General features: G+C 33.7%; 12 protein-coding genes. 8 read left to right on the plus strand and 4 right to left on the minus strand.

Annotated features, from left to right (window positions below; genetic code table 11):
- Window positions 1-23 precede the first annotated feature (23 nt).
- Complete coding sequence (locus tag SC428_RS17450; RefSeq protein WP_318709277.1) at window positions 24-1,898, minus strand: IucA/IucC family protein; 1,875 nt, start codon at window positions 1,896-1,898, stop codon at window positions 24-26.
- Between the two features lie 218 nt (window positions 1,899-2,116).
- Here SC428_RS17450 and SC428_RS17455 point away from each other — a divergent pair, with 218 nt between their 5' ends.
- Entirely contained in the window at window positions 2,117-2,953 is an 837-nt protein-coding gene (locus tag SC428_RS17455) for a CoA ester lyase (RefSeq protein ID WP_318709279.1), read from the plus strand.
- Between the two features lie 49 nt (window positions 2,954-3,002).
- Here SC428_RS17455 and SC428_RS17460 read toward each other — a convergent pair whose 3' ends face one another.
- A complete protein-coding gene (locus SC428_RS17460) occupies window positions 3,003-3,539 on the minus strand; it encodes a TetR/AcrR family transcriptional regulator (RefSeq protein ID WP_070929821.1) in 537 nt (178 codons plus the stop codon).
- A gap of 94 nt (window positions 3,540-3,633) precedes the next feature.
- On the opposite strand from SC428_RS17460, the gene SC428_RS17465 reads away from it, so the two are divergent.
- Together SC428_RS17465 and SC428_RS17470 are read left to right on the plus strand one after the other, a co-directional pair.
- Window positions 3,634-5,115, plus strand: a complete 1,482-nt coding sequence (locus SC428_RS17465; RefSeq protein WP_318709283.1) for an MFS transporter — start codon at window positions 3,634-3,636, stop codon at window positions 5,113-5,115.
- A gap of 137 nt (window positions 5,116-5,252) precedes the next feature.
- Complete coding sequence (locus SC428_RS17470; protein ID WP_318709285.1) at window positions 5,253-7,049, plus strand: IucA/IucC family siderophore biosynthesis protein; 1,797 nt, start codon at window positions 5,253-5,255, stop codon at window positions 7,047-7,049.
- Between the two features lie 81 nt (window positions 7,050-7,130).
- On the opposite strand, the gene SC428_RS17475 is transcribed toward SC428_RS17470, so the two are convergent.
- Window positions 7,131-8,540: an MFS transporter gene (locus SC428_RS17475; protein WP_140179940.1), complete on the minus strand. Its 1,410-nt coding sequence runs from the start codon at window positions 8,538-8,540 to the stop codon at window positions 7,131-7,133.
- Window positions 8,541-8,614: 74 nt separating this feature from the next.
- Here SC428_RS17475 and SC428_RS17480 point away from each other — a divergent pair, with 74 nt between their 5' ends.
- The 5 genes from SC428_RS17480 to SC428_RS17500 all read left to right on the plus strand — a co-directional run bounded on the left by SC428_RS17480 (window position 8,615) and on the right by SC428_RS17500 (window position 13,088).
- Window positions 8,615-9,277 carry a metalloregulator ArsR/SmtB family transcription factor gene (locus SC428_RS17480; protein WP_318709288.1) on the plus strand — a complete coding sequence of 221 codons (663 nt, stop codon included), beginning with the start codon at window positions 8,615-8,617 and terminating at the stop codon, window positions 9,275-9,277.
- Between the two features lie 181 nt (window positions 9,278-9,458).
- Window positions 9,459-10,211: a sugar phosphate nucleotidyltransferase gene (locus SC428_RS17485; protein WP_140179936.1), complete on the plus strand. Its 753-nt coding sequence runs from the start codon at window positions 9,459-9,461 to the stop codon at window positions 10,209-10,211.
- On the plus strand, window positions 10,199-11,014 hold the full coding sequence (locus SC428_RS17490; RefSeq protein WP_318709291.1) for an NAD(P)-dependent oxidoreductase: 816 nt from the start codon (window positions 10,199-10,201) through the stop codon (window positions 11,012-11,014). The genes SC428_RS17485 and SC428_RS17490 overlap by 13 nt, the downstream gene beginning before the upstream one ends.
- Entirely contained in the window at window positions 11,015-12,091 is a 1,077-nt protein-coding gene (rfbG, locus tag SC428_RS17495) for a CDP-glucose 4,6-dehydratase (RefSeq protein WP_318709293.1), read from the plus strand. It abuts the gene before it with no gap.
- Between the two features lie 10 nt (window positions 12,092-12,101).
- Complete coding sequence (locus tag SC428_RS17500; protein ID WP_318709294.1) at window positions 12,102-13,088, plus strand: hypothetical protein; 987 nt, start codon at window positions 12,102-12,104, stop codon at window positions 13,086-13,088.
- Between the two features lie 39 nt (window positions 13,089-13,127).
- Here SC428_RS17500 and SC428_RS17505 read toward each other — a convergent pair whose 3' ends face one another.
- Window positions 13,128-13,700 (minus strand): rhomboid family intramembrane serine protease, encoded by a 573-nt coding sequence (locus SC428_RS17505; protein WP_318709296.1) that lies wholly within the window; start codon window positions 13,698-13,700, stop codon window positions 13,128-13,130.

Below are 13,700 nucleotides of genomic sequence, written 5' to 3' on the forward strand. Positions count from 1 at the left end.
AGCGTTATAATCGCCTTCTTATTTTATGGAGTGCTAATTATTTCGGGGAATAACCGAAAAGGATTGGTTAACCCATGTTGTATTCGATAATTAGTATATTGTTGAATATGCATACTAAGTAGCGAACGCGTTTGCCAAGGCGCATTCATAAATATTTGATATTCATGCTGCCATAAATTGGCATCAATTCGTGGTTGGAGTTGTTTAAAAATATCATGGACAATGGTTTTTAATTCTCGCCAGAGTTGATGATTGGTTAATCGATAATATCGGGTTAGATGCACGGCTAATTCATGTAAATGACTGACTAAACAAGCATCGATTAAAAACGTTCTAACTGGCTCTATATCTTCTTCAAAAACAGTCGGTAAGATACCAGGCCAGCGATAAGCTTGTAGCTGATAACCTCGTTGGTTCAATAGCGGTAAAAAAGTTCGTCCATCACCATAATCGCGTATTAAAAACTTTTCAGGAATGCCTTGGGCAGTGAAAAGTACTTGCGTATTTTGCTGGTGGGCTTCCAGAGCCACCCCATAAAGTAAAAACAGTGAAATACAAGGCTCTAAAATCACAGTTGCATAATGGTTAAACCATTGTCTAGGTGTTAAACCTGATTTTTCAATCAGTTCAGTAAATATTGGTCGAGGCTGATAGGGTAAATCAGTAAACAGCGTTGCTACTGTTATTGGTAGTAAATGATCGTTGTTTTCATAAGCCTCGGCGCAACGAAATACGACTGAAAGAAAGCGGCCTGCGGCATCATCTTGCTCGATCGCATGGCGGTAATAAATTCCCATATCTTCACGCAGAGACTGGATTTTTCCATTGAAATCATGTTCGTGATTTAAAATATCGTCAATGAGCTGACTGATCCTAGGCCCCATATGAATAGATTTCGCTTGTAAGCTACGCATTTCGCTAGTCATCCAAACAGAGATGGGTAGCTTTATAAATGCGCGATTAGCCGTATCTGTTGGTAGCATTGTTCGAAATGACATAGTAGGTTTTGTTTCTAACTGAGGGCCATCAATGAATAGAATCTCATCTTCAATCAGTGAAGCTGCTTGTTGTTTTACCCAATGATTTAAATGCCATTCATGAACGGGAAGGGGTAGCCATTGTTGCGGATCTTTCCCTTGTTGGCTGAGCCATTTAACCCATTGCTGAGCGACGATAGGGAATTGTTGAAGGAACCACTCGTGAATATTTGACACATGCGGTAGTGATTCAACATAGGCCATATCTCGGCGAAGAGCCATAATTGTTAAATTGACGGTTGCATTAAATTCAGGAGAGTAAGCGGCGACATCTTGAAAACTCATGTTTGGTCTACTTTTCCATGTCGGATAATAAGGATGACCTTCTAATGACCCCCATTGATCAAGAAACAAAGCTGCATTACGTACACTATATTGTTCAGTAACCCAATCAGTGAAGTAGCGGATATTGCCTTCTTCCATTTGAGAGTTAATCTGTGTTAACCATTTGGTACGATAGTTGCGTGCGTTAATATCATTATTGATACTATTTTTAATATCTGATTTTAATTTATTTATATTATTATGATTAAATTTTATATCTAATTCATCGACTAACTTATCCAGAAGATAATCTGTCGTTTGAATAATTTCTTTTTGATTGTTTTTATTAATTAAATAAATATCCCCATAATTAAAGAATGTATCTGCTGGGTAGATTTCCATATTATTAAAAAGGATTTTATCAGGAGCGTTCTTGAGTTTGTAAATATATCCGCAATGATCTGTATCCCAATAAATTCGTTTTTTATCAATGAGGTTCTCAGCAAATAAACAATGAATAAAGCGTCTAAGACTATTATTATTCGAGTATTTTTCATTAATGCTAAAAGCTGCTTTATTTATGGGGTTATTTATCATAATCAGCCTCTTAAGCCGTGAAAATGAATCAATTAACGTCATATATAATCTATATTCATTAACGAGAGAATATAGATAAGAATACTTGAAAGAAGATTCTAATAACGTTAGCATTACAAAAAAAAATAGTAAATGATAATTATTCTTTTTTTTATTCTCAGCTGTGAGCGAAAGGAAATAAATATGCTATTCAAATAATTAACAAGAAAGGTACAACCATGGCTGATTATGCAACGGTTTATTTATTTGTTCCCGGTGATCATCCTCAATTCTTTGATAAAGCTTGTATTAGTGGTTCAAATGTATTGATTTTAGACCTAGAAGATTCAGTTCATCCTTTACATAAACCTATAGCTAGACAAGAAATCGCAAGCTGGCTAATAAATTATCAACAGAATGGGCAATCACCCAAAATAGCGATTCGAATTAACCAACCAGATAGTGTTGAATATCAAAAAGATATTGATTGGATAACCAATAATCATTTATTACCTTATTTGTCTTATCTTGTTATACCTAAAGTTGAATCTGCAATCATGGTTAATAAAGTGAGAACACATCTGCTTTCTCACTTATCTGCCGATAAAGATTGCCCCATCATCGCGATTATTGAAACGGCATGGGGGCTACATCGTATACATGAGATTGCGAGTTCAGGGGTTTACCGTTTGGCATTTGGTTCGTTAGATTTCTCATTAGATATGCAGTGTGACATGTCACGAGAATCGTTGTTATTTGCAAGAACACTGGTAGTGCTTGCTTCACGCTTAGCGGGGCTTTTATCTCCCATTGATTGTGTAACACCGGATATTGATGAGTTATCAGTACTTGAGGCCGAATGCTTACATGGTAAAGCTTTAGGTTTCACTGCTAAATTAGCAATCCATCCGGCTCAAGTTCCAATAATCAAACAGTCGTTTGATATAAGCGAGCAGCAGGTCGCTTGGTCTAAAGCTGTGTTACATAAAGCTCAAGACCAATATGCATTTAAAGTCGATGGAAAAATGGTCGATTTGCCGCTAATTTTGCAAGCAAAACGATGGTTAGATGGTTGATGGGAACTCAAGTTATCACTGTTATCTATTAATTTTTTAATGGGATTACTTAACCTAAGAAACGTGACATATCACGGAACATTTCTTGCCATTCGTTATCATCAATATCCATTAACCCAAAGTAGCGCAGTATAAAAGCACCTTCGGTGGCAAGAAACATTAAACGAGCGCGCTTCCCTTGCTCTGTTGACGTGTCTAGGTTACGTAAACGATCTCGATACCAAGTTCGTGTACTTTCTAAGTATTCAGGTGTTTGTAATAATGAAGCCATTAATGCGGCTCCTTTTGCAATTGCGGTTTTATCGTGCTCGTATGTTGCGAGTCTATGGGCATTGATACGATTTTCAGGGGAATCATCTTTTTCAATTTCACGGTTAAATATTTGATCATAGGAGTAGCTCCAGCGATCAAACATAGCGTCGATTAACGCTTCTTTGTTTCCAAAACAATATTGAACCCCACCTTTAGAAATTCCCATTGATTTTGCAACAGCATCAATAGTCAGAGCCGCAGCACCTTGTTTAATGACAATGTCTTCAGCAGCATCAAGTACTTTATCGCGATCAATCGTTCGTTGACGTCCCATTTAAAAAAACCTCTTTTCAATACGTACGTATGGATTTATATTGTAGCACGATCATTAATGAATAGTGATTAAATAAACGTGTAGAGATTATTTTATGCTAGCAGATTACAAACGCTGGATTATTTTACTTTTAGTTTCAAGTGTACTTTTCCTCATCGTTATCGATGTCACTGTGTTATATACCGCTTTACCTCGATTAACACATGATTTAGGAGCAACATCTTCCGAAAAATTATGGATCATGAATGCTTATCCATTGATTGTGGCTGGGTTATTGCCTGCTGCGGGTATGTTAAGTGATCGTGTTGGTCATAAGACCATGTTTTTGATGGGATTACCCCTATTTGCACTTGCATCACTTTGTGCTGCATTCTCGCCTACAGCCACGAGTTTGATTTTATCACGTGGTTTTTTGGCTGTTGGGGCTGCAATGAGTATGCCTGCAACCTTATCGATCGTTAGACATGTTTTTCTAGAGCCAAAAGAGCGTGCGTTAGCAATTGGTATTTGGTCTGCGGTTGCTTCCGGTGGAGCCGCAATAGGGCCTTTAGTTGGAGGGATCTTGCTTAACCATTTCTGGTGGGGATCGGTTTTTTTAATTAATGTGCCTGTTGTATTACTTGTATTACCTTTTGCGTGTTTCCTCATTCCTAAATGTGGTGGTGAAGGTTCGCAAAAAATTGATTATATGGGTTCTGGTTTGGTGCTGATTGGCTTGATAGGAGCTATTTATGCTTTAAAAGAACTCGGTAAACCTTATACAAACTGGTGGGAATTTGTTATTGCGGCGGTAATTGGTGGCGTATTTTTGACAATATTTACCCGTAGACAAATGGGTTCTCAATCGCCAATGATTGATTTTAAATTATTTACTAACCCACGTTTTAGTGCTGGCGTTATTATGGCCATATTATCAATGCTGATTATTGTTGGTATTGAATTGCTGTTAAGCCAAAGATTGCAACTCGTGATGGGGTATACCCCCCTTCAAGCCGCGATGTATATCATTCCTATTCCATTGGCATCGGTATTAGCCGGTCCTTTAGCGGGCATGTTTTTACATAAGATAGGTGAAAGATATCTCACTATTTTTGGTTTTGTTTGTACATTGATTGGGGTGATCGGCCTTACATATGTATATCAAAGCTCAACTGGAGCCATATTATTAGCGTTCTTATTTTTTATTGGCTTTGGGCTAGGAGTTGCGTTCACCACAGCATCAACCACCGTTATGTTAAATGCTCCAGATAGTAAAGCAGGTATGGCTGCATCTATTGAAGAGGTTGCTTATGAAATCGGTAGTGTTCTAGGTGTGACCTTCATGGGAGGGCTGATGAGTGCCATTTATACTATGAAATTATCGTTACCTGATGACGTTATTGTTGATACAAAAGCTTATGACAGTATTGATGAAGCATTTATCGTTGCAGAAAGCTTGCCTAGTGATAGTGCTAATGTATTAATCACGCAGGCTAATATTGCTTTTGACCAAGCATTCACAGGGGTCATGATATCAACGTTGGTTATTTTGATACTAAGCACATTATTACTTCCTTTATTTTTCAGAAAAAATTAAATTTGATATAAACCGTGTGCTAACCTTTAGCATACGGTTATTCTTTTTTATTAACGTATAATAAATTAGATTGTTTATTTAAAATGAATTGGCGTAATAATATATAATCTGTTTAAATTATTTTTTAAGGATGATATGTGTCTCATTTAAATATTACGGGTTATATGAGTGAAAACTATTGGGAACAGGCAAATCGTTATCTTATTAGAAAAATGCTAATTTGTTTTTTTTATGAAAAAATTATTTTACCAGAGGTTTATAATCTAAATAACTATGAGTTAAATCTTGATGAGCAAGGTATATCTTATACTTTTTCAGCAACGCCCTATTGGATGGAATATCTTGATATTGAAATTAATTCGATTAAAAAAACGAAGAATGGAAAAAATGTTAATTTAGATGCTTTGTTATTTATTTTAGAATTAAAAGATAAACTTATTATTAATGAAAAAGTATTACCTATATATTTAGATGAATTAATTGCTACCTTGAATAGCATGACATATAAGCTACAAGCGAATAAACTTAATTCTAAAGAGTTAGCTCACGCCAATTATCAAACCGTTGAAGCATCAATGAATGAAGGATTTCCATTAATGATTGCTAATTATGGTCGTCATGGATTTGATTCTATTGATTATTTCAAATATTCTCCTGAATGTGCAGAGAAACAACAAGTTTTATGGATAGCTGTGCACAAAAGAAAAGCTAAATTTTCTAGCATATCATCGATTAGTTATCAGCAATTAATTGAGTCCGAACTATCTAGTCAACTAATTGAAAAATTTAGGGAAATTATAGATAAAAATGCAGTGCTCAATGATGATTATTATTGGATGCCAGTACATCAATGGCAATGGCGAGAGAAAATATCAACCCGATTTACACCTGATATTGCAGCTAAACAAATTATTTTTTTAGGGTTAGGAGACGATCATTATTTAGCTCAGCAATCTGTACGGACATTATACAATGTTAGTCATCCAGAAAAGTGTTATGTTAAAACTGCATTGTCAGTTATAAATACTGGTTTTATAAGAACTTTATCACCCATCAGTATGGAGCTATCACCAATGGCTTGTGAGTGGGTAGATGCGCTAATTCGTCAAGATCCGTATTTTTTAGAAAAAGGATTTAGATTAATTAAAGAAATTGCCACTATTAGCTATCGAGATAGTCGAATTGAAGATGTATTTAATGATGAACAGCATGCTGAACACCCTTATAAAGGTATGCTTTCTTGTTTATGGCGTGAGTCTATTGTCGATAAAATAGCTGAAAATCAAAAAACAATTACAATGGCATCACTGTTACATATTGATAAAAACGGTAATGCTTTTTTAACTGAATTAATTCAAGACTCAGGGTTATCAGTTACTGAATGGATAAATAGGTATTTAGATATATATTTTTCACCGCTATTGCATGCCTTCTTTTGTTATGACTTGATTTTTATGCCTCATGGTGAAAATGTTATTTTAGTGCTTGAAAATAATCAACCGGTTCATGTTTTTATGAAGGATCTTGGTGAAGAAATTAAATTTTTAAATGCAAAAATAGAAATACCCGAAAGTTTATTGCGATTATCAATAAAAGTAGATGATGACCTTAAGGTTGACTATATATTTAATGATGTTTTTAATGGTATATTCCGTTTTTTAGTGCCTATTTTAAATAAAGCATTTTTATTTTCTGAACAACAATTCTGGGGACTAGTTAAGAAAAAAATAGTAAATTACCAAGAAAGATATCCTGAATTTGCAGATAAGTATCATCGTTATAATCTATTTAAACCTGATATACCATTAATGTGCCTAAATCTAATGCAATTAAAAAATAATAGTGAAATTGTTGATTATGATAACAGAGTACAAGAAATGAAAACCACTCAAAGGCTATGTAATCCTCTTTTCTTACTCAAACAAGAGGGGTAAGCATTTATCATGGTGATTAAATAAGTACTAGTTTAACCACCATGATATACACATCATATTTTGAGTGTATTTAACAATTATCTATTTCACTTTTCTAATTAAGAATATGCCAAGGAATGGGCAGATAGCGAATAGTGAAAATAGCCAAACAGACGCTTGTTGTGCCCCTTCTACGCCTCCTGGATTAATGAGACCCGTATTGTTAACAACCACACCAACGAGGGCCGCGGACAGTGCAGTTGCATATAACTGAACGGTAATAACAGAAGAGGATGCAAGGTTTTCCTCGCCTTTAGGGGCGGCATTGAAAACTCTTAGGACAAGGTGTGGCCAGCAAATACCAATACCTAGTCCGACTCCCATCATCGCTATTAAGTAAATAATAAACAGTGCGATTGAATGCACGAGTTGTAAGTTAGGTGTCAATATTGCGAGAACAACTAATGACATAAATATGATGACCGGACCCGCTCTTAATATCTTTAGTACTATTGAGCCAGTTTTGTTTGCACTGAATAAAGCACCGATTGTCCAACCTGCTGCCATAATCGCTGTCAGGTAGCCAGCAGATAGTGGAGAAAAATGATGAATAGTTTGTAGAAAATATGGGACATAGATTTCGGTTGTCATTCCTCCAACTAGCAAACTCATGGTCAGATAAATGATACCAAGTGCACTTTTCAGTGAATATGAGCCTGTTGGCAGTAGGCGTTTACCATTTTTGCCATCAATGAGTGCGATAGTGACTAAGATACCAATACCGACCAATAGACCAATAGTATTTGATAAGAGATCACTAGAGAGACTGCCTATGGATATAGTTAACACGGAGGCAACTAATAATATAATGGCTAGTAAAGGTAGCTTATTGGCTTGTTGTGCATGGTTGTTTTTTCTTGGTAGTTGGTTTATCACTATTAATGCGAGCAGGATCGCAACGGGTAGCAATGACCAAAATGCCCAACGCCAATGGCCGCCCTGAGCAAATATTCCTCCAATCGCAGGGCCACAAAGAGTTGCTATACCCCACATACCTGAAACAATCCCCATTGCTCTTGACCAAAGGTTTTCAGGGAAAACGACGCGGATCAAAGCATAACTTAATGCGAATAGTATTCCTCCTCCTAGACCTTGAAATGCTCGGCCTACTAATAGAGATAGCATTGAGGGAGATGCTGCACACCAAATAGATCCTAATGAGAATAATAATAACGCGGTCAAATAAGCAAATTTAGGCCCTAAGTTATTGAGTATTTTACTCGATAAGGCAGAGCCAACAATTGACGTCGCCACAAATATGGTGGTATTCCATGCATAGTATTCGAGCCCTCCAATATCATTGACGACACTGGGTAAAATAGTCGTAACTATATAGATATTAATGGCATGGAGTGCGACACCGCCAGTAAGGGCTATCGTTAATAGTGCGTTAGTTCCACGAAGTAAATCAGCCCATTTGGCTTGGGTTATGGTTGATGGATCATTGCTCATAGCGAGACCTGCTAGACGAAAGGGTTAAAAAAACGTTAATATCCAAGTATTGACTTGGATATTAGAGTGACACAATGATTAATGCAAGTAATTACTTTGATAATTTAAACCTTAGCCAAGCGGTAGATAAGGTGCTGTTTTGTATTAAAACTAAAGGCCCTATATCAACCGCAGTGATAGCAAAAGATCTCAATATGACTGGTGAAGCTGCTCGCCAGCACATTCAAAAATTGTCTGCACTAGGCTTGGTTGAAGGTGTTCAGTGTACTTCACAGTTAGGTGCGGGAAGACCTAGACAAAATTGGGTATTAACTGAATTAGGCCATCAACGTTTTCCTGACACTCATGCTCAATTGACTTTGCAATTGATTGATTCTGTAAAAAATATTTTTGGTGGTGAAGGTTTAGAAAAATTGATCGCCCAGCGCGAAAAAGAGATGAAAGATAAATATCTCTCTCGGTGTGGGGTATTATCTTTTGTTGAAAAATTACGAATGTTAGCCGATGTTCGTAGCGAAGAAGGGTATATGGCTAGAGTTGAACAAGATGGCAATAGTTGGCTGTTTATTGAAAATCATTGCCCTATCTGTGCAGCAGCAACAGCCTGTCAAAATTTTTGTCGTTCAGAATTGAAATTATTTCAAGAGGTTATGGGAAAAGACGTCACTATTGAAAGAGAACAGTATTTACTAGATGGTGCGGGTCGTTGTGTTTATCGAGTCCAAAAGATTGGATAACTGAAACTATTAAACCACCTAGAATAAAGATCATGAATAATAAATCACATACTAGATACATTATTCATGATTATATCATAAAATAATAATTCATTTTATTAGTAATTAATTGTTTTTATAATTGATTCATATTGCCTTTAATAATAAATTTATTTCTATTATCTTTATTAAAGGTGTTTATATGAAATGCATTATTTTATGTGGTGGTAAAGGTATGAGAATGGGAGGTGATGTATCTCCATTACCAAAACCATTAGTGAAAGTAAAAGATGAAAGCCTAATATTACATATAATAAAAATATATTTAAAGTATGGTGTGAATGATTTTATTCTCCCTCTAGGGTATAAGGGTGATTGGATTAAAGAATATTTTGTTAATTTAAAATGGAAAATTAATGATTTTAAATTAACAATGAAAAATAATGCAATTGAGATTTATAATGATAATCTTGATTTTAATATTCATTTTATCGATACAGGGTTAAACTCACAAACAGGGTATAGAATAAACCAGTGTAGAAAATTAGTCAATAATGAGGATTTTTTACTGACTTACAGTGATGGATTAAGTGATATAAGTATTGATAAGTTGATAAATCATCATAAAAAAGAAAATAAAATAGTTACAGTTACTGGAGTTAATAGAGAAAGCCAATTTGGTGTTTTAGACGTTGAAAATAAATTGGTTACGTCATTTAAAGAGAAAGAAAAGAGTGAAGAGATTATTAATGGTGGTTTCTTTTGTTGTAAGTTTGATGTTTTTAATTATTTAACTGATTCTAAAGATTGTATTTTTGAAGATTTACCGTTAAAAAAACTAGCAAAAGATAATCAACTATCTGTTTATCATCATAAAGGCTTTTGGAAATGTATTGATACACAGAAAGATTTGTCGGATATTAATAACTTATCGAAATCTTTATGGGAACGATAATCGTTACAGGTAGTTCTGGTTTTATTGGTGGAAACCTAATTAACTTTTTAAATAAAAAAAATATTGAAACTGTTGGAATATCTAGGAGAGAATCTCCATATAATACAAATAGTTTTAATATTAAGTATATTGATTTAACAGTAGATGAAAATATAGATTTATTATACGAAATAAAAAATGTGTATGCATTAGTCCATTGTGCTGGTGAGTCTAGAAACGATAGTAATTGTCTTAATACTCTTTATTTTAATATTAAATCTACATCATTATTATTAAAGTATGCAATAGAAAATAATATACCTAAATTTATTTACTTATCAAGCAAAAAGGTTTTAGTTGATGAGCTTTATTTTAATGCATATTCTTTAAGTAAGAAAATTTGTGAGGACATGATCCGCTACTGTAATCATAAATATAGTAAGAACTATCATTCCTTAAGGTTATGCAATATATATGGAAAAGATAAGGTTATAACTAGAATAATACCATTTATAATGGAGTGTATAATAAGTAATAAAGCGATCAAAACTAAATCTTCATTATTAGAAGAAATTGAGTTTTGTTCTGTTGATGAGGTTGTTAATACTATCTATCTTATCTTAATGGGTGAATCTAAATCTAGTGATGTGATGAGTATTAAATATGAATTTAAAATTTCAATATTAGAATTGAAAAATATTTTATTAAAATTAGTATCTATCATTGATAATAATTCTAATTTAGAGGAGTTATCAGCGGTTGAGTATAAATTATTTCCAATAGTTGAGTTCTATTATTATTTATTTAAAAATAAGGATTTTTAAATGGAGAGGTTCTGGGAGAATAAAACAGTTTTAATTACTGGTGCTAATGGCTTTAAAGGAAGTTGGTTGTCTATTTGGTTAAGTAATTTAGGTGCTAAAGTTGTAGGTTTAAGTAAACATGTCGATTGTACAAGTAATATTTTTGATAACATAAATAATAATATTTTAAATTTTTATGGAGATATCAATGATGATAAGTTAATAAACTTTATTTTAAGTGAAAGTAACCCTGATATTATTATTCATATGGCGGCTCAGCCTTTAGTTTTGGCATCCTATTTAGATCCTCATGAAACAATGAAAACGAATGTGTTAGGTACAAACTGTTTGTTAAAGGAATTGTATGAACTTAAAAAGCAAGGTTTGAAGACAAAAGTTTTCTTAAACGTTACAACAGATAAAGTTTATAAAAATAAAGAATGGATATGGGGTTATAGGGAAACCGACCAATTAGGAGGGTTAGATCCGTATTCATGCAGTAAAGCTTGTTCTGAAATGGTAACCGAGATGTATGCAAGATCTTTTTTTAAAGATCTTGATATCAGCTTTTCAACAGTTAGAGCTGGGAATGTTGTTGGGGGAGGAGATTGGTCAGAAAATAGATTAATACCTGATTGTATCAAGTCATTTGTTAGTGATTGTGATATATCCATTAGGTTTCCTAATAGTATTCGACCTTGGCAACATGTTATTGAACCATTAGCTGGATATATGCTTTTAGCAGAATCAATGTATAAAACAACGATTAAATTTGATAGTTGGAATTTTGGGACAAATCAATCCGTTACTGTAAAAGAGGTTGTTGATATTTTATTTAGTTTATGGAAGAAAAATGACCTTAAAGCCAAAGTATCGCCATCACTTATCAATGAAAGTAATTTATTGAAATTAGATAGTCATAAGTCTGCTTATCATCTAGGTTGGAGTAATATTTTCACTATTAATGAAGTGATGAGATATACCGTTGAATGGTATGAAGCATATTTTTATAAAAATCAAAAAAGTGAAAGTATAACCTTGGAACAATTAAGATTATTTTCTAGTAAATTCAATAAAGAATCATTAATTATAAATTAAAGGAGCACTTATGAATAATTGGGCAATAATTTCATCAAAAATGAGAGTTTACCAAGCCCTTGTTTTAATCGATTCAATAATAAAGAATGCTGATAAATCAAATATTTATGTTTTATCTATGGATGATGAATCCTATGAGATAATTTCTTCTTTTACTCAGAGCTATGCCAATGTTTTTATCTTAAAAGAAGAGAATATTATTAATGATAATATTCGTGATCTTAAAAATACGCGCCATTATTTTTCATATTGTTGGACATTGAAATCGATATTTTGTATGTTCATACTCGATTTAATAAATGAACATGATTGTGTTACATACACAGATTCAGATCTCTTTTTTATGGGTAATGCTTCCAGTTATTTATCTTCAAAAGATTATTCTGTGTTTTTTACTTTTGAAGAGCAGTTTTTACCTAAAAACAAACACGATAAAAAGAAAGAATATAATAATATTAAAAGTATAGTAGGTAATTTTAATAGTGGTTTCATTAGTTTTAAAAAAGATGCTAAAGGTAAAAAAGTTTTATCTTGGTGGAAAAATAAATGTATTGAAAGTTGTGATGTCAATGATGTGACGTTTGGCGATCAAAAGTATTTGAATGAAGTACCTTCACTATTTGATAATGTATTTTATGAACCATCAACAGTGATAAACATAGGTCCTTGGAATGTGTTAAAAAGAGAGTGGAAGCGTAGAAATAATGATGTTTTTTTTGGTGAAAATAAAGCGCTGGTTTATCATTTCTCAGGCTTTAAAATAAAAAATCCAGATACCATTTGTTTTTTAGGTGGAATAAAAGTTCACGAAAGTGATTACTTTTCAAATAATGAATCTAGCCGTTTAGTATATAATATATACAATGAGTTGATTGTCGATAAAGTTAATCAGGTATCTAGTGCTTTTCCATTTTTTTATGGGTATACAGATAGCGATAACAATGATTGGTCAGGTTATTTAGAAAAGAATAATATTCTTGGTATATCTATGAAATAAACTAAATCTCATTTTATGATTTATATACGTTGTTAATTGTTAGTGTTTTGTAGATATATTTCTTTTATTTTTTTGGTGGTTGATCCACCATGCATAAAAGCAACCAGATAATGCACCTGCGATATGTGATTCAGTTGAAATATATTCATGTACAGGTAATAGCCCTGCGGCCATTGCACCAAAGTAAAACAATACGATGATTGCAATGGCTATATCAGATATTTGGCGGCGAAAAAAACCTTGTGCAATAAGCAGCCCCCAAAGGCCAAAAATCCAACCACTGGCTCCTACATGCACCGCATAGCGACCTACTAGCCAGACAGCTAAACCACTAGTTATAATAATAAATATAGAGGCGTATATATAATCACGGATTCGGCCATGAAGGAGTAATGCGCTTAAAACCAGTAAAGGTGGGAGGTTACTCAGTAAATGGCCCCAACTACCGTGGATAAAGGGGGCAAACACAATGCCGACTAACCCATCGAAACGTCTGGGTATGATCCCAAAATGCGTTAATGCACCTGTTAGGCTATTAATAATTTGGATTAAAATTAATAGCCCCGACAGAATAACCAATAATTTAATACGTTGGCTTAACCATGGTTTCAT

This window comes from Providencia sp. 2023EL-00965 (genome assembly GCF_033550225.1).
Lineage (GTDB): Bacteria > Pseudomonadota > Gammaproteobacteria > Enterobacterales > Enterobacteriaceae > Providencia > Providencia manganoxydans.

Bases quoted from the DNA above. Each gene is read 5' to 3' on its own strand.
- SC428_RS17455 (WP_318709279.1), top strand. From the start codon at position 2,117: ATGGCTGATTATGCAACGGTTTATTTATTTGTTCCCGGTGATCATCCT.
- SC428_RS17450 (WP_318709277.1), bottom strand. From the start codon at position 1,898: ATGATAAATAACCCCATAAATAAAGCAGCTTTTAGCATTAATGAAAAA.
- SC428_RS17475 (WP_140179940.1), bottom strand. From the start codon at position 8,540: ATGAGCAATGATCCATCAACCATAACCCAAGCCAAATGGGCTGATTTA.
- SC428_RS17505 (WP_318709296.1), bottom strand. From the start codon at position 13,700: ATGAAACCATGGTTAAGCCAACGTATTAAATTATTGGTTATTCTGTCG.
- SC428_RS17500 (WP_318709294.1), top strand. From the start codon at position 12,102: ATGAATAATTGGGCAATAATTTCATCAAAAATGAGAGTTTACCAAGCC.
- SC428_RS17490 (WP_318709291.1), top strand. From the start codon at position 10,199: ATGGGAACGATAATCGTTACAGGTAGTTCTGGTTTTATTGGTGGAAAC.
- SC428_RS17465 (WP_318709283.1), top strand. From the start codon at position 3,634: ATGCTAGCAGATTACAAACGCTGGATTATTTTACTTTTAGTTTCAAGT.
- rfbG (WP_318709293.1), top strand. From the start codon at position 11,015: ATGGAGAGGTTCTGGGAGAATAAAACAGTTTTAATTACTGGTGCTAAT.
- SC428_RS17460 (WP_070929821.1), bottom strand. From the start codon at position 3,539: ATGGGACGTCAACGAACGATTGATCGCGATAAAGTACTTGATGCTGCT.
- SC428_RS17480 (WP_318709288.1), top strand. From the start codon at position 8,615: ATGATTAATGCAAGTAATTACTTTGATAATTTAAACCTTAGCCAAGCG.
- SC428_RS17485 (WP_140179936.1), top strand. From the start codon at position 9,459: ATGAAATGCATTATTTTATGTGGTGGTAAAGGTATGAGAATGGGAGGT.